The organism is Kaistia sp. UC242_56, from assembly GCF_044452255.1.
Classification (GTDB): Bacteria; Pseudomonadota; Alphaproteobacteria; order Rhizobiales; family Kaistiaceae; genus Kaistia; species Kaistia defluvii_A.
Genome location: NZ_JBIOAN010000002.1, coordinates 2,303,425 through 2,318,677, shown reverse-complemented (window position 1 = coordinate 2,318,677; position 15,253 = coordinate 2,303,425). Strand labels below are relative to the sequence as shown.

At 63.3% G+C, this 15,253-nt stretch carries 13 protein-coding genes; 4 read left to right on the top strand and 9 right to left on the bottom strand.

Annotated features, from left to right (window positions below; translation table 11 throughout):
- Positions 1–86: 86 nt before the first annotated feature.
- Positions 87–653: an elongation factor P gene (gene efp, locus ACHMWQ_RS13635; RefSeq protein WP_266331805.1), complete on the top strand. Its 567-nt coding sequence runs from the start codon at positions 87–89 to the stop codon at positions 651–653.
- 432 nt (positions 654–1,085) lie between these two features.
- Positions 1,086–2,597 (top strand): putative bifunctional diguanylate cyclase/phosphodiesterase, encoded by a 1,512-nt coding sequence (locus ACHMWQ_RS13630; RefSeq protein WP_396307862.1) that lies wholly within the window; start codon positions 1,086–1,088, stop codon positions 2,595–2,597.
- Between the two features lie 162 nt (positions 2,598–2,759).
- Here the strand turns inward: ACHMWQ_RS13630 and ACHMWQ_RS13625 are convergent, their stop codons facing one another.
- The 4 genes from ACHMWQ_RS13625 to ACHMWQ_RS13610 all read right to left on the bottom strand — a co-directional run bounded on the left by ACHMWQ_RS13625 (position 2,760) and on the right by ACHMWQ_RS13610 (position 6,764).
- Positions 2,760–3,263, bottom strand: coding sequence for a pyridoxamine 5'-phosphate oxidase family protein (locus ACHMWQ_RS13625; protein ID WP_396307861.1), 504 nt, complete (start codon positions 3,261–3,263; stop codon positions 2,760–2,762).
- A 148-nt stretch (positions 3,264–3,411) separates the two neighbouring features.
- Complete coding sequence (locus ACHMWQ_RS13620; RefSeq protein ID WP_396307860.1) at positions 3,412–4,134, bottom strand: outer membrane protein; 723 nt, start codon at positions 4,132–4,134, stop codon at positions 3,412–3,414.
- Positions 4,135–4,716: 582 nt separating this feature from the next.
- Positions 4,717–6,063, bottom strand: coding sequence for a hemolysin family protein (locus tag ACHMWQ_RS13615; protein WP_396307859.1), 1,347 nt, complete (start codon positions 6,061–6,063; stop codon positions 4,717–4,719).
- Between the two features lie 170 nt (positions 6,064–6,233).
- A complete protein-coding gene (locus ACHMWQ_RS13610; RefSeq protein ID WP_396307858.1) occupies positions 6,234–6,764 on the bottom strand; it encodes a dihydrofolate reductase family protein in 531 nt (176 codons plus the stop codon).
- A gap of 416 nt (positions 6,765–7,180) precedes the next feature.
- On the opposite strand from ACHMWQ_RS13610, the gene ACHMWQ_RS13605 reads away from it, so the two are divergent.
- Positions 7,181–8,398, top strand: coding sequence for a glycosyltransferase family 9 protein (locus ACHMWQ_RS13605; protein WP_396307857.1), 1,218 nt, complete (start codon positions 7,181–7,183; stop codon positions 8,396–8,398).
- A 259-nt stretch (positions 8,399–8,657) separates the two neighbouring features.
- Here ACHMWQ_RS13605 and ACHMWQ_RS13600 read toward each other — a convergent pair whose 3' ends face one another.
- From ACHMWQ_RS13600 to ACHMWQ_RS13590, 3 genes are all read right to left on the bottom strand, one after another.
- Positions 8,658–9,893, bottom strand: coding sequence for an HlyD family secretion protein (locus ACHMWQ_RS13600; RefSeq protein WP_396307856.1), 1,236 nt, complete (start codon positions 9,891–9,893; stop codon positions 8,658–8,660).
- Positions 9,886–10,395 carry a hypothetical protein gene (locus ACHMWQ_RS13595; protein WP_354551561.1) on the bottom strand — a complete coding sequence of 170 codons (510 nt, stop codon included), beginning with the start codon at positions 10,393–10,395 and terminating at the stop codon, positions 9,886–9,888. The genes ACHMWQ_RS13600 and ACHMWQ_RS13595 overlap by 8 nt, the downstream gene beginning before the upstream one ends.
- Before the next feature lie 191 nt (positions 10,396–10,586).
- Complete coding sequence (locus ACHMWQ_RS13590; protein WP_396307855.1) at positions 10,587–11,423, bottom strand: phosphatase PAP2 family protein; 837 nt, start codon at positions 11,421–11,423, stop codon at positions 10,587–10,589.
- 194 nt (positions 11,424–11,617) lie between these two features.
- Here ACHMWQ_RS13590 and ACHMWQ_RS13585 point away from each other — a divergent pair, with 194 nt between their 5' ends.
- Positions 11,618–12,622, top strand: coding sequence for a helix-turn-helix domain-containing protein (locus tag ACHMWQ_RS13585; RefSeq protein WP_396307854.1), 1,005 nt, complete (start codon positions 11,618–11,620; stop codon positions 12,620–12,622).
- Between the two features lie 57 nt (positions 12,623–12,679).
- Here ACHMWQ_RS13585 and ACHMWQ_RS13580 read toward each other — a convergent pair whose 3' ends face one another.
- Both ACHMWQ_RS13580 and ACHMWQ_RS13575 read right to left on the bottom strand, forming a co-directional pair.
- On the bottom strand, positions 12,680–13,138 hold the full coding sequence (locus tag ACHMWQ_RS13580; RefSeq protein ID WP_396309446.1) for a L,D-transpeptidase: 459 nt from the start codon (positions 13,136–13,138) through the stop codon (positions 12,680–12,682).
- Positions 13,139–13,188: 50 nt separating this feature from the next.
- Positions 13,189–15,114 carry an ice-binding family protein gene (locus ACHMWQ_RS13575; RefSeq protein WP_396307853.1) on the bottom strand — a complete coding sequence of 642 codons (1,926 nt, stop codon included), beginning with the start codon at positions 15,112–15,114 and terminating at the stop codon, positions 13,189–13,191.
- Positions 15,115–15,253 lie beyond the last annotated feature (139 nt).

Sequence of the window (15,253 nt, the reverse complement as noted above, 5' to 3'; positions counted from 1 at the left end):
GACTGGCGCGAAGCAGCGGAATCGCTATGGTGCGCGCCATAATCGCGCCTTTGTACGGGCGCCGACGCCAATCTGAGGATTAATTCGTGAAGGTTATCGCCAGCCAGGTCCGCAAGGGCAACATTCTCGAAGTCGATGGCAAGCTCTACGCCGTTCTCACGGCCGAGAGCTTCCATCCCGGCAAGGGTACGCCGACGACGCAGATCGACATGCGCGGCCTCGCCGACGGCGTGAAGATCTCGAACCGCTACAAGACGACCGAGCAGGTCGAGCGCGCGTTCGTCGAGGATCGCGACTTCTCCTTCCTGTTCCAGGACGGCGAAGGCTTCACCTTCATGAACACCGACAATTACGAGCAGCTGATCGTCACGCCGGCCGTCATCGGCGACGCAGCGCCCTACCTTCAGGAAGGCATGGTCGTCCGCCTGTCGATCTTCGAAGAGCAGGCCGTCGGCATCGTGCTGCCGCAGCGCATGACGCTCGAAGTCGTCGAGACGGAGCCCACCACCAAGGGCCAGACCGCCTCCTCGTCCTACAAGCCGGCGATCCTGTCGAACGGCGTCCGCTCGATGGTGCCGCCGCATATCGGCCCGGGCACGCGCATCGTCGTCCTGACGGAAGACGGCTCGTATGTCGAGCGCGCCAAGGACTAAATAAGGCGGGCACGATCCTTCGGACATCGCGCCACCCTCATTCAACGGCGTCGGGCCATCGCCCGGCGCCGTTTTCTTTTGGCCACAGGCAGAGACCGACGGAAACATCCTTAAGATGGCGGAGAGGCCTTGATTCAACCATCTTGACGCAAAACGAGGCCTCAATACGGGCATCCAGAGGAGCAGGACCTGCACGCCAGGCCAATCAGGCGGCCAAAAGCCAACCTTACGTTGCGTCAATATAGAAATCGGAATTACTTCGGCAACGGGTTTCGAGTCTGGTGTTTTTCCAGCTTACCCATTCTTCTATTGACTTGAGCGCATGTTATCCGTGACCCTGTGAGCAGGTCGGACTGCGTTGCGCGGCAATTATATCGAGTTATCGGTATGCTGCTTCTGCATGACAGATCGAGGGCGCATTAGGCAGTAGTCATGTTGACCGGTATCGTTTTTCTTGGTTCGATTACCTTTTTATTGGGTATCTTGGGCATTTTTGCGGCACCATTTGGCGTGACGGCAAGTATTGTCCATATGTTTATCGCCTCAGGATTGTCCCTCTACGCCCTCGCCGGATTTTGCCTGTACCGAAATCTGACGCGCCTGCGTTCCGCACTCCAAATCTCCCTCGCCAACCAGCAGGAACTCAGCACAGCGCATACCAGCGATCCCCTCACGGGCCTGCTGACGCGCAGCGCCTTCCTGCGCGCGACCGACGGCGCTCTGGCATGCTGGCGCGACGGCGGCTCCGCCGCGGCGGTCTTCCTGATGGACCTGGATCGCTTCAAAGCCGTCAACGACACGCACGGCCACGCCGCCGGCGACCGCGTGCTGGCGGAGGTGGGCAAGCGCTTTGCCCAACTGGCCAAGGACGCCACGGCGGTTGGGCGCCTCGGCAGCGATGAGTTCGCGATCCTCGCCCAAGGCGGCGCCTGGGGCGACGCCGAGTCATTCCGCCGACGCATGCAGGAATGGCTGAGCAGCCCGATCGAGATTCCCAATGGCAGCATCGAGGTAAGCGCCTCGGTCGGACTGGCGATCTCCGAGCGGAAAGACATCAACGCCGAGGCGCTGCTGCGCGCCGCCGACGTCGCGCTCTATCGCGACAAGCGGATCGCCCGCAGCAAAGCGCGCGGACTCGCGGTCTGGATCGACGAAGAAGTCGAGTATCGCCAGGCGCTCCAGACAGATTTTCATCGCGCTCTGGATGCGGGCGAAATCGTCCCCTACTACCAGCCGCTGATCGCGCTGGACGATGACCGCCTTATCGGCTTCGAGGTGCTGGCCCGCTGGGATCACCCGACACGCGGCATCATCGCGCCGGCCGATTTCATCCCGCTTGCCGAAGAGGTCGGGCGGATCGGCGAACTCTTCGACAAGCTGCTGGTTCGCGCCTGCCATGACGCCCGCGTCTGGCCCTCGGACCTTCGGCTCTCGGTCAATATCTCGCCGACGCAATTCGCCGAACCCCAGATGGCAGCGCGGATCCTCGATATCCTCGCCCGCGAGAATTTCGCGCCCGCTCGTCTGGAGCTGGAAATCACCGAGAACGCGCTCGTCGACGAAGTGTCGGCGGCGCGACTGATCCTCACCACACTGCGAAATGTCGGAGTTTCGGTTGCCCTCGACGATTTCGGTACCGGTTACTCAAGCCTGCGCCACCTCAGCGACCTGCCCGTCGACCGACTGAAGATCGACAGAGACTTCGTCGAGCGCGCCCGGCTGAACGACGAGGGTTGGCGGATCGTGCGCGCCATCATGCAACTTGCGACGACCTTCGACCTTGCGACCACCGCCGAGGGCATCGAGGCGCCGGAGATCCTTGCCACGCTGCGCGAACTTGGGTGCGATATCGGACAGGGCTACCTGTTCGGCAGGCCGATCTCGGCCGCGGAAACGGGTATCTGGCTCCGCGAACGCGCCGCGCCGATCGCCCTCGCCTCCTAGCGAAGTCAAGTCGTTTCGACCAACAAGCCGCGGCGGGGACTCTAGGGTTTGCCAGGAAAGCAACGCTGGCACTGCCCGGCAATGAGGTCCAAACGCGGTTGCGCTCTGGTTCCATGCGGGACCAGAGCGCAACAATCCTTGAACGTGGATTAGAGGCGGATGTTACATCCGCACCGCGCCATGCTCGCCAACCGCCGGCTTGGCGCCGGTTACGGCTGCCGTCAGCATGATCGCTGCCGAAACCAGCTTGTTCGGCGAATCCCAGACCTCGCCCCGATAGGGCGTGACCGTCAGCAACCGAATGGCCGGATCGTCGGCCGAATCCCACCACGCCTTGGCGAAGGGCGACCAAAGCTCCTTGATCTTGGCGCGATCGTTGCTGAGCTCGGCCTTGCCGTTGATCACGACATACTTGCCGCCCGGCGAATCCGAAAAGCCGAGCATCACATCGGGATAGGTCTCAATGTGGTTGTAGCGGGCTGCTCCCTTGTCGACCAGGAAGTAGAAGGCGCGGGCCTCCTTGTCGACATGTGCGGTCAGCGGCCACTGCTCCAGCTTCTCGCCGGTCCAGGTGGTGAACAGCGCAAACTGGATCTTCTCTGTCAGTTCCCAGGCCCGCGCTTCGATTTCCGCGAGCGACTTGCCGTGATCTTCTTCATGAGCCATCTGGGCCTCCTTTGGTTCGCGGAGAAAACGCGGGCAAAGGAGTTTGGTTGCCTGACGGCCCGCCCCGCCCCCATCGGCGGAGCGACACATGGGCGGGCAACAAAAAGGGCGGCCCGAAGGCCGCCCCGTAGTGTCGCAGACCTAAGGCTTAGAACTTGTAGTTCAGGCCGGCCTTGAGCGTGTGGAAGTGCGTGTCGGCGTCCATCTTCAGATTAGTGGTCTCGCCAATCGGCAGATCCAACAAGGTCTGGCTGCCGAGATCGACATACAGATATTCGGTCTTGAGCGTGATGTTCTTGGTGATGCCGTATTCGAAGCCGGCGCCCGCAGTCCAGCCGTACTGGGTATCGGAGGTGGAGACACCACTGCCATTGATATTGATGGACGACTTTACGTCACCATAGGCGAAACCACCCGTACCGTAGAGCAGCAGGTTGTCGAGAGCGTAACCGACGCGACCGCGGACCGTGCCGAACCATTCGACTTCCGAACCGGCATCAAAGCCGAAGCCGGCGACGTTGCCCGAAATCTTGCCCTCATAAGACGCTGCAGCGATATCGGCCTCGACGCCAACCACCCAGTTGGGATTGAACTGCCAATTGTAGCCGACCTGCGCGCCGCCGAAGCCACCGCTGGCATCCTGCTTCAGTTCACCGCTGGTACCGAATTCGCCAGAGTTGATGCTCAGCGGATACTTGAAGTCGCCGGCGGCGACGCCGCCATGGACACCGACATAGAAGCCGGTCCAGTTGAACACTTCCGGAGCCGCAGCGACGGGCGCCGGCTCATAAGTAAGATCCGCAGCGTGAGCAGCAACGCCCCCCATTGCCAAGATCGAAGCCACCGTAAGACTACGAATTGCGAATTTCATTGCTGAGCCCTTCGCTCCTAAGATTTCACCCAAACCAGGTCGTGGTACTGCCCCGTATGGCTTCATCGTCTAGCGGATCCCAGCCGCGCTGGCTGTTGCAGCGTTGCATCACGTAAGGGAATCTCGCGTAGGGGAATATATGGTGAGTACATAATATCATAAGTCAGAAGAACTGATTGGCTTCGAAACATCTGATCGATCGAGATTTTTTCCGGCCATTACGTCTAGGTAATGCGCTGCGTTGCTGTGAAAACGCTGTCAAAAAAAGGTGAAGAGAGGTACAGCGAGCCCCCGCCCCGAAAGTAAGTCTGCCGTGCTTGATGCTATGGGTGCCAACCGGAAACATGCTGGAGATTCGGCCGGGGCTACGGTGGCGCACTGTCTAGACCCGCATGGGCGATCCAGGCGCCTGATGGCCCGGGTCCGCCACGCGTGGGGGTCGTGGCATCAAGGCGCAAGGGCAGGCATGCCGCCTTGATGGTATCGGCTGGGGCCATCCGCGCGCCGTGAACAGCTGAAAACGCGTGCCCCTGTGGCGGTCGCGCCTTCTCGGCGCGACCGGGGCCGGCTCGTTCGAGCTTCTTAGTCCTCGGCGCCCCCGCCCGCCAAAGGCACCGGCTGCACGAGCAGCTTGTCGATCCGCCGGCCGTCCATATCGACGATCTCGAAGCGCCAGTCTTCATAGTCGAAGCGCTCGCCAACCTTCGGGATGTGGCCAAGCTGGGCCAGGGCGAACCCGGCAATGGTATGGAACGCCCCATCCGCCGACCGCAGCCGAAAGCCCAGCCGGTCGAAGGCCGCATGCGCCGGCATCATGCCATCGAGCAACAGCGAGCCATCGTCGCGCTGGACCACGTCGGGATCCTCGCCTTCGGCGCTGGGCAGGTCGCCGGCAATTGCCTCCAGAAGATCCGTCTGGGTGACGATACCGTCCATGCTGCCATATTCGTCGACAATGATCGCGAGGCGGACCGGCGCCCTCTTGAACTGGTCGAGCACGCGGAAGATCGGCGTCGCCTCGTGCACCACCATGGGCTGGCGAAGCACGGCGAGCGGATCGATCGGCTTGCCTTCCAGCACCTGGCCGAGAAGATCCTTTTTCAGGATCATGCCGATCGGCTCGTCGATGCTTCCGCGCGCGACCAGGAGTTGCTCATGGCGAGATTCGCCGATGCCCCGCAGGATTTCCTCGGGGCTATCCTCGGAATCGACCCAGTCGATCTCGAGGCGCGGCGTCATGATGTCGGCAATGCGCCGGTCGCCGATGTTGAAGACGCGCTCGACCACTTCCTGCTGCGAATAGTTCAGCAGGCCGCCCTCCTGGCTGGCGGCGATCAGCAGTTTCAGTTCCTCCGGCGAATGAAGCGATTCCTCGCCGGCGCCCGGCCGCAATCCGCACAGGCGCAGGACGAGATTGCCGAGGCCGTTGAGCGACAGGATCGCCGGCCGCAAGACGAACAGGAAGACGCTGAGCGGCCGCACCACCCAGAGCGCCGTCGTTTCGCTGCGCTGCAGAGCCAGGCTCTTCGGCGCGAGCTCGCCCAAAACAATATGCAGCGCGGTGATGATGACGAAGGAGATCACGACGGCAATCGTGTGCGATGCTGCGGTGGCGATATTGCCCGGAAGCATAGCCAGCCAGGGCTCGATCAGATGCGCCAGCGCCGGCTCTCCGACCCAGCCCAGCGCGAGCGAGGAAATGGTGATGCCGAGTTGCGTCGCCGCGAGATAGGCGTCGAGATGATCGACGGCGCGCTTCAGCGCCAGCGCATTGGTCCGACCAGCCGCCACGAGTTCCGTAACGCGGCTACGGCGGACGGCGACGAGGGCGAACTCCGCGGCAACGAAAAAGCCGTTCGCGGCAACAAGAAGCAGTACGGCAAGTATCCCTGCGAAATCAAAGATACTACTGCCATCGGAACTGGGCATGGTCTCCTCTCGGACGGCTGCTGCCGCCGCGCTTGGTTGATTGACGCCTCACTCATACCATGCCGATCCCGGACACCCGCAAGATGGGCGGCGCAACAGGACAATCAAAACGGGTATGGCGCGCGCGGCCGATGTTCCAGGGCTTGGCTGCCTTGGCACCTGTCGCCCAGCTAGGCCGGAACATACGTCAGACGGATGACGCCCTCGCCGACCGGATCCGTGGAAATCAGGCGAAGCGGCGGCCGTGGTCCCACGAAGAATGGCTTGCCGCCACCGAGCACGACGGGATGCAGGTAGAGCCGATACTCGTCGATGAGACCGAGATTGGTGAGACTTCCCGCCAGTTCCGGGCCCGCAACCGCGACCTCGCCCGCGGGCCCTGACTTCAAATCCCGCACAGCCGCCTCGAAATCCGCTCCGACCAGGGTGGCGTTCGGGCCGACCGATTTCAGCGAGCGCGACACGACCCATTTGGGCTGCCGCCGCCAGGCCTGCGCAAACGCCTTCTCATCCGCGTTCCACTCCGGACGGTCCTCGTCCCAATAGCGCATGAGTTCGTAGACCCGCCGACCATAGAGGCTGCCAGCCAGGCTGCCGACCTGCTCGACCCAGTGACGAAACAGCACCGGACCCGTCGCCATCTTCTCGTGGTCGACATAGCCGTCCAGAGACTGGTTCATTCCAAAGACGAGCTTGGCCATGCTGTGCATCTCCACCGCAGGATCTTCAGAACCGCTTTCGCAACGTCGCGCGCCCGGCGCGCGCTTGGCAGGAACGCCGCTTCAACAGCCATATCCGAGAACCGCCCGCTCCCGCGCGTCACTGAAATTCTGCAGAAAAAGGGCAAAAAACACCATCGCTCCGACGGCGGATACGGCAGCGACGGACTGGAGGCGCACGCTTCCCTCAACTTGCACGGACGACACTCAAGCAGCGCTCGACAAGGTAGTTAGACCCAGATACACTGCAACCATAACTAGAAATTGTTTGCCTATCAATGATTGAACCTTATCCCGGTCCACCCGAACGCCAAGCTGTGTTTGCAGCCCGGCAGAATATTTACCCAGCCTCTAAGTCGCCAAGAATTCGCCACCCCGGTTACATGATCGATTGAAGCATGACTTATAAAATAGCGAAGCATGCGGATCGGGTGATTTACCGGAGCTGGCAGGAAAGCCCGCGACCGGGAAGCGTATTCCGAATTCTGGTGCTCAAGCTGGATCACATTGGTGATTTCTGGATGGCCTTAAGCCCGCTCAGGGAACTCAGAAGCCGGTTTCGCGATGCGCATATCACCCTGGTCGTAGGCAGCTGGAATCTCAATACGGCCGTGCAGTTCCAACTCGCCGATGAGTACGTGGCGTTTGATTTCTTTGCTCGAAGCCCAAAATCCGGCCAGAAGCGAAAGGCACCCGAAGACATCCTCCGCCTGCTGCCGGACCAGGCGTTCGACCTCGCCATCGACATGCGCGTGCCCGACGATACGAGACTTGTCCTGTGTGCCGTCCAGGCACGCCAGCGAGCTGCCATTGTCGACCGGTACCGGCACCCGGAAATCGATATCGCCATTTCGCCGTCGAGATTGAAGCTTCGCAGAACCCCTGCCTACAAGCTGCTGCAAAAATTGTCGCTCTCCGGCTGGATCCCGCGAAAATGGGTCAACAAGAGCGCGGATCGCGATCAGTTTCGAATTCTGCATGTGGCCGAGACGTTGACCCTGCTGGTTGCCAGGGCGGCGGCGGATTTTGACGAGCAGCGCAGCCGCGCCCGCGAGCCGCGCATGCCGGCTCGCGAGGGCGCGCCCATCGTCGTCGCGCCCTTTTCCAATTCCGCCCTGCGCGATTGGCCGATCCAGAACTTTCAGGAGCTGATCGCCAAGCTTTCGCTGGAGCGTCAGGTCATCATGGTCGGTCGCGACGACGACGCGGTCGAGCTTCAAAGCTCCGCCCAGAAGGCCCGATCCCTGGGGGCCGGGCACGTAGAAATCGCCACGGGCCTGTCAGAGCAGGAATTCAACCAGTTGCTGTCGTCGGCCGCCCTCGTCGTTTCCAACAATTCCGGAGCCGGACATGTCGCGGCCCAGTTGGGGCGGCCGACGATCGGCATCTTCACGGCTTCCCACTTGCCCGAACTCTGGGGTTTCCGCGGGCCCTCTGTAAGCATGCTGATGAGTTCGATCGAGTGTCGCGGCTGCGGAATTGACGTCGTCCGCCGATGCCCGGAGCGAGTTCGGTGCAAGTCCGACATCACGGTCGAGCACGTCCTGTCCGAGATCGAGGCGTTGATGCAGCGCGAGGTCGGGGCCAGCCCGGCGATCTGGCCAAACGTGGCGTAGTCCGCTCCTTTTCCAACCCGTGCGCGTGGGCCCGGTCGCGAATTTGAGCCCACGGACTTGGACATGGAAACGCTCTTTCCACTCCCCTTCACCCCCGCTCTCGCGGCAGTGGATTGGGCACGCTGCACGGGGCGCCATCCCATCTACGTCCCATACAAGCCCAAAAAGGCTCGAGCGCCGCCGCCATAAGATGGCGTGGCGCTCGAGCCGTTCGGGGACTTATGGAAACCGACGCCAGCCGCGCCGCAGCTGGCAGAGTTCAGTGTCCCCCGCTGAGGACCAGGGTCTGGACGGGCAGGAGGATCGCCTGCATGCGCAGGATCATGGCATGCACCAGCCCCACCGTATCGACCACATGGAGGAAGAGCCGGCGGCCGGTGCCGAGGCCCTTTTCCTCCAGCGCCTCGCGATTGTTGGTGTAGGCGTTGGCGATGCAGCTTCCGCCGGGTGGGACGCCTTCCAGCTGGCCGGCATAGAGGGGCTCCAGATAGGCGGTTATCGATCCGGGCTGACCCAGTTGCTGGACGTCGATCAACTGATCCGTCGGGCGGAACTGGCCGGAAGCCACGACGTCCTGCACCTCCGTCACCACCATGGGAATGATGGTGAAGGGTTTGCCGATGCAGGTGGCCTCCGCGATCATCCCGACCTTCAGGACCTGCGTCTCGATCTGGCCGAAGCCGGCGACCAGCGCCACCCGCCCGGCCTCGGCCGGCACGAGAATGCCCGCCGGCCGCAGCATCGGATTGACGACGTCACCCGGCCGCAGCGTGAATTGCTGCAGCGTTCCGGCGACGCCGGCGCGCACCAGCGTCTTGTCGAGTTCGACCTGCGCCTGGGCCAGGGCGGCCTCGGTGCTGGCTCGCTGGGCCGGCAGCAGTTCGGAGATCTGCGCCTCCAGCGTCTTCTTGTTGGCCATGGCAGCATCGACCGCACCCTTCTGGCCATCGACGGAGACCTGCAGGCGCTGGATCTCGCGCGTGGCGACGACGTTCGCGTTGCGCCGCATCAGTTCCTGCTTGGTATCCAGTTCATCCAGCGCTTGCTGATACGCATCTTCCGCCTGCTTGATCGTACCGTCCGCGGCCGCCAGCTGCGTCTTCGCCACGATCAACTGAGCATCGATCTCCGCGATCCGGCGCTGGGCGGCCTCGAGCGCCGCCTCCTGCTTTGAACTATCGAGCTGGAACAGCGGATCGCCGGCCTGGACCTTCTGGTTGAGGCCGACAAACACCTTGGCCACGCGACCGCCGCTTTCGGGAAGGATCGAAACCGTGCGGAAAACGGCCGTGACGTTCTTGGTCGAAGGATGGAAGTAGAAGATCAGCGTGATCAGCGAGACCGTCAGGATCAGGCAGGCGCTGATGCCCCAGCGCAGCTCATACCAGACGGAATACAGGGTGATCTCGCGACCGATCCGCTTGTTCTGGATGTAGCGGCGAAACAGATAGTCGGGAAAGATCGTCAGCATCGAGCACAGCATCAGCTCAAACATGGCTCGGTTCTCCTGCCGTCTGGCGCTGCTGGGCTGCTTCAGGCATCGCCAGCGGGGCGACTTCGACGGCCAGCCGATCGGATGATGGCGCGGCAGTCACTGGCGGGTTGCCGCCCGTCGTGGCAGCGGCCAGAGTCAATTGCTCCGTGCGTTCGGCCTGTTGTCCCGCGAGCTTTTCGAGCGACCCGGCGATCGATGCCATCGGGGTCGAGAAATCGGGAATGCGAACCAGCGCCAACAGCAAGCCCGCGATCCAGAAAAGGTGGTTGTGCGTGAAGAGGGAAATCAGCGCCAGGACCGCGACGACCTGCATCTGGACGACATTGGTCCGGTGCGCCATGCGCTCGGGGATGGCGTGGAGCTGGAAATAGAGATTGCCGACGACCAGGATGATCGCCAGCATGAAAATGGCCATCCCATTGAAGAGCACATCGCTCTGCCCGGGCGCGGTGATGAAGAATGGCAGGTATTCTGCCGCAACCGGATGCATGTTTCCGTCCAACGAGATGGCCTCTGGGCTCTGGGTGAAGTGGTTCTGAACGGCCTTCCGCGAGCCGCCAGATGGCGACGCCGCCGCACAGGTCCGTGCGGCGCGCACACCTCAAGGGGAGCCAGCCGCGCCGATCGCGGGACGTCCCGGCAAAGAAAAGTCCCGCCCCTGCCCTCAGGCCGAGGCGGAACTCCACGACAGGATTAATTCGTCTGAGAGAGAGCGGTAGCTTCCGCCGCGCAATCCTGTGCGGGCTTCAAGCCCTTGGCGCGCGCGGCCTCGACCTCGCCGCGCGCGGCGTTGAGATCCGCCAGGAAGACAGGGTCGGCATGCAGCCGGGCGACCGTGGCTGCCCCCATGATCCGTCCGCCGTCGACGTCGCTCTGCCAATGGGCATCGCAAACCACGCGGCTCTGTCCGAAGGCTATGCCGCGCGCCAGCAGCTCGTTGCTGCGGTCCGGCGCGATCTCGGAGAGCGCGAGCGCCCAAGCCCAGCCCGCGGCCGTGTGACCGGAGGGATAGGAGCCGTCCTCACGCAGGATCGCCTCCTGGTCCGGCGTGCAGGTCCCCTCGTTGTGGACAGCGAAGGGCCGGGTCCGCTCGTACTTGTTCTTGACGCCATAGGTCGAAAGGCCGGCGTCCGACAACAGCTTGACCATCAGGCCGTAGAGACGCGGCGTATTCGCCTCATCGATCGGAACGCCAAGGGCGCACGAGAAATTCTCGGCCGGCTTCGGGAACGCAAGATCCGCATCCTGAGTAGCGAGCTTCCAACGTTCCGCGCCGCGCAGATCCAGCGTCGCCCGGCGCGCCTCTTCGTCCCGGGCCAAGGCGGCGCTGCCGGCGGCGGGCGGCGGCCCGAGCAGCATCAGGCTGTTCGGCACGTCGGCTCGCTCGAGATAGCCGGGGGCGATCGTGAAATGCGCGTCGGTGACCTTGGGGCCGGCATCGGCCGCCTGCGCCACGGCCTGACCGCCGAGCGCGAGCAGCGCCAGCAGGGAAACTTGTGCGACCTGCACCGCAGTCCCGATCCTCGACATCGCCATCCCTTCTCACATTGCAATCAGAAAGAAAGCCAGCCCTTGGCGGGTAGGCTCCAAGGCGAGCTTCTGGGTCATGAGCCGCCGGTCCGTCTTGCCATTTCGCGCCATTCGCCCCGGGCTATACTCCGCCCGCCGCAATTCCCCGCGATTCGGCATGGTGAAGAGCATAGCCCCGGCTGCGGCGAGGTCTGATGACAAGTATCCCGTTGACGCGCGGGCAGTTCCTCCTGCCCTTCGTCAGCATCCTCGACGAAATCGGCGCGCCGACGGAGGCGCTGCTCGGAAAGTCCCGGCTGCCCTCCTCCCTTGCCGAAAAGAGCGAGCTCTATTTGCCGCTCCTGCCCGCCTTGCGCTTCGTCGAGACCGCGCAGAGAACCCAGGGCATCGAGGAATTCGGCTATCTGGCGGCCCAGCGCCTGCATTATTCCCATATGCGGGAGAAGACGCGGGCCCTGATCGCGCATGCGCCGACGCTACTCGTCGCGCTCCGGCACGCCTGCTATTGGGCGTCGCGAGAAGACACGATCCTGAGCATGTGGATCGAACATGACGTGGATCATGTGCGCGTCTGCAGCACGCTCTCGGGCACGGGAGGGATGCTGCATCTGAAATACGCGCAATGGATCCAGAACATCTTCCCGATCCACATCGTCCGGCAATTCGCAGGGCCAGACTGGATGCCGACGGCGATCGGCTTCGAATCGGCCTATTCGCCCGGGCCGGATACCCGGTCCCACTGGCCGAATGTGCGGTTTCACTCCAACCAGCCCGCCGCCTGGGTCAGCCTGCCCGACACGCTTCTGAGCCTCTCCAATCCATCGGCCGCCTCGTTTGTACCCAGCCGGAGCCAAGAGGGAGACGGCCCTTCCGACTATGACATTGTCGAAACGCTCAAGCTGATGCTGCCGGCCTATCTCGAAGAGGGAACGATCGCTCTGGCCGATGTCGCAGATATCGCCGGCCTCAGCCCGCGGACGCTGCAGCGCAAGCTCGCCCATCTCGGCCTGACCTATTCCGACATTCTCGAAACGGCCCGATATGAGACTGCGAGCCGGCTGCTGCGCGACACCGATTGCCGGATCATCGATGTCGCCTTTTCCTCCGGCTATACGGACCCCGCGCATTTCAGCCGCGCGTTCCGACGGATCTCGGGCACGACGCCGCGCCAGTTTAGGGAACGGTCGCGCCTGATCTAGCGGACGGACTCCGCATTTGATGGACGTCCATCGCCATCCGGGCCGAAGCGGGATGGATCAGCGTCTCACCACGACCGGCGTGCCGACATTCACCCGTGCAAACAGGTCGAGAATATCCTCATTGTGCATTCGGATGCAGCCGAAGGACACGAACCCGCCCACCGAGTTCGGCTGGTTGGTGCCGTGGATGGCATATTCCCCACCCGCGAGCGTCATCGCCGCGGCTCCCATCGGATTGGCCGGCGATCCCGACGGGATGAAGTCGGGCACGTTCGGGCGGGCCCGCTTGATGGCCGCGGGCGGCGCCCAGTTGGGACGCAGATGCTTGCCATCGATCGAGGACGCGCCGACCCACTGGCGCCCCGCCCGGCCGACGCCGACCATGTATCGCAGGGCGCGCCCGCCGGGCAGAACCAGGTAGAGCCTGCGTTCCTCCGTGCGTACGACGATCGTTCCGGGCGGGTCGCCGGCGGTAAAGGCGACAAGCTCGCCGGCGAAAGAACCGCTTGTCGGAATGACCGCCAGGACGAGGGCGACGAGAAGCGCCGGCAGAGACGCCCTGCCCGTTACCACCGGTATCTCACCTCGCCGGTCCCCGTGTAGGACTGGAAGCCGTCGGCAAACTGTCCGTCGACCGACCCGCCGATCGCGAATCCGCTTGCAAAGGCTAGCTCCGTGCCAGCCGACAGCAGGATCGAGTCCGTGGCCGGCTCCGCGCCCGTAACGGTGAAGGGCGATCCCGGCAGTTCCTGGAACGAGGCCTGCATTTCCGTCTTCGACCAGTAATCATGCGCCCAGGCTGCGCCGGCCCGCACCGAAAGACTGGTGCCCGGATCGAGCGCGAAGCTATGCTCGGCTCTGGCGCCCAGTTCCACGCGCGCGAAGGTGGTCGTATTCGCCTCGTAGGCCAGCGCGAAAGTCGAGGCGCCGACCGCGGTGCTCTCGCGATAGGCTGGCGTGCGAATGGCCTGCACGCGCAAGGCCGCATAGGGCGTCAGCCAGTCGGCGCGGTAGCCGGCTTCGATATGCACGGCGCCGTTATGGGCGGCGAATTCCGCGGCATACTGGTCATAGCCCGCGACGGTCACGGACCGGTCGGTCGAGACGTCATGATAGGCATAGGCGAGCGCCGCCGTGAAATAGGCCCTGTCAAAATTGGTTCGGCCATAGACGGCCGCCTGCACCATGTTGCTCCGTCCGCCCCCCAGCCAGTTTGCCAGGTCGAAATCGGTGTTGCCGCCTCCCACCGCAAACCCGATCTCGGTGTCCGGGCTGATCTTGTGGTCAGCGCCAACGGCGAAGCCGCGAAGGGTCGACGTCCGCTCATGGCTTCCGACCGAGAAGTCCCCGTCCGTCTTGCTGTTGCCGCCATAGCCTCCAGCCCAGAACTCCCAGCGGCGCGGGTCGGGAATGACGCGCGCCGGGTCCAGCGCTGCGAAAGCCGCGCTTCCCACGGACGCGCTTGCCGTGGCGTAGCCCAGCACCCTCACCGTGCTGGGAGTCTCCGCCGGGGTCGGCGCGGGCCTGCGGCCGTTGCCGTAGCCCGGCTGGAGAACCAGGTTCAGGAAGGAGTTCATGGCCTGGATCCCGGTTGGCGCCACGCCGGTCGCGACCTCCCCCGAGAGTTGCGTGAACGCCTCCGCCAGTTCGGCGGGCGAGAGGAAGTCAACGAGGTCCTGGAATCCGGGCTGCAGCACGCCACCGCGGGTCACGTAATCGTCGATCGCCCCCGCAACGGCTTCCTGGTTGTCCGTGGCGTCGGATCCGATCACCTCGCCAGCGGTCATCTGCTTCAGCACGCACACCGTGATGTTGTTGGTGTCCAGGGTCACGGCTGCCGTTTGGGCCCAGACGGCTCCGCAATTGATGTTGGCGCCGGTGGTGAGCGTAATGGCCGCGAGCGCCAGAATCTGGCCCTGGAACGTCGAGGTCGTGCCGAGTGTCGCCGACGACCCGAGCACGAAATAGACGTTGCCGCCCTGGGCACCGTTGATGAGCCTGACCTCCGACGCACTGTCGGTGGTGAGTGTGCTGCCGACCTGGAATATGAACACCGCATTGGGGTTGCCTTGCGCGTCGAGCGTCAGAGGGCCGCCCAGCGTGTTCAGCGAAGCCGATGTATCGAAGTGATAGACGCCAGCGGTGAGCGTCTTCCCGCCCAGGTCCTGGTTCGTCAGATCCTGGGTGGCCGGCCGATTCCAGAGGTCGTTGTACCGGGTCTCGAGCTCGATCTTCGCATCGATGGCAACCTGATCATTGGAATGCAGTGTCCCATTGACCACACCCGGGCTGGCAGTGGTGCCGAGGCCCGTAATGGCCGAGCCGGGGCTGACGCCGACGTTTCCGGTGATGATCGTGGGGCCGGTATTGGTGACGGTGGAACCCGCCAGCACCCCGAAGCTGTCGAGGCTCTGCGCGCCTGCCGACGTGGCAAACACGGCAAGTGCCACCGACAGGATCGGCGTTAACGGTGTCGGACGCAGGCGCTTCATGGTGGCTCCTTTGGCTTGCCAGAGCACGCTAGCCGATTCCGCCACCTGACCAGTCATGAATCAGTCGCACGAAACAATTCGTGACCAACTCAATTTGAAAACTGCAAGCCCTAATAAATCTTAAGTTCGAGATGCAAGT

Excerpts from the sequence above, each read along its gene's own strand:
- ACHMWQ_RS13600 (WP_396307856.1), bottom strand. The coding sequence starts at position 9,893 with ATGTTTGAGCTGATGCTGTGCTCGATGCTGACGATCTTTCCCGACTAT.
- ACHMWQ_RS13615 (WP_396307859.1), bottom strand. The coding sequence starts at position 6,063 with ATGCCCAGTTCCGATGGCAGTAGTATCTTTGATTTCGCAGGGATACTT.
- ACHMWQ_RS13575 (WP_396307853.1), bottom strand. The coding sequence starts at position 15,114 with ATGAAGCGCCTGCGTCCGACACCGTTAACGCCGATCCTGTCGGTGGCA.
- ACHMWQ_RS13590 (WP_396307855.1), bottom strand. The coding sequence starts at position 11,423 with ATGTCGAGGATCGGGACTGCGGTGCAGGTCGCACAAGTTTCCCTGCTG.
- ACHMWQ_RS13610 (WP_396307858.1), bottom strand. The coding sequence starts at position 6,764 with ATGGCCAAGCTCGTCTTTGGAATGAACCAGTCTCTGGACGGCTATGTC.
- ACHMWQ_RS13585 (WP_396307854.1), top strand. The coding sequence starts at position 11,618 with ATGACAAGTATCCCGTTGACGCGCGGGCAGTTCCTCCTGCCCTTCGTC.
- ACHMWQ_RS13620 (WP_396307860.1), bottom strand. The coding sequence starts at position 4,134 with ATGAAATTCGCAATTCGTAGTCTTACGGTGGCTTCGATCTTGGCAATG.
- ACHMWQ_RS13630 (WP_396307862.1), top strand. The coding sequence starts at position 1,086 with ATGTTGACCGGTATCGTTTTTCTTGGTTCGATTACCTTTTTATTGGGT.
- ACHMWQ_RS13605 (WP_396307857.1), top strand. The coding sequence starts at position 7,181 with ATGACTTATAAAATAGCGAAGCATGCGGATCGGGTGATTTACCGGAGC.
- ACHMWQ_RS13625 (WP_396307861.1), bottom strand. The coding sequence starts at position 3,263 with ATGGCTCATGAAGAAGATCACGGCAAGTCGCTCGCGGAAATCGAAGCG.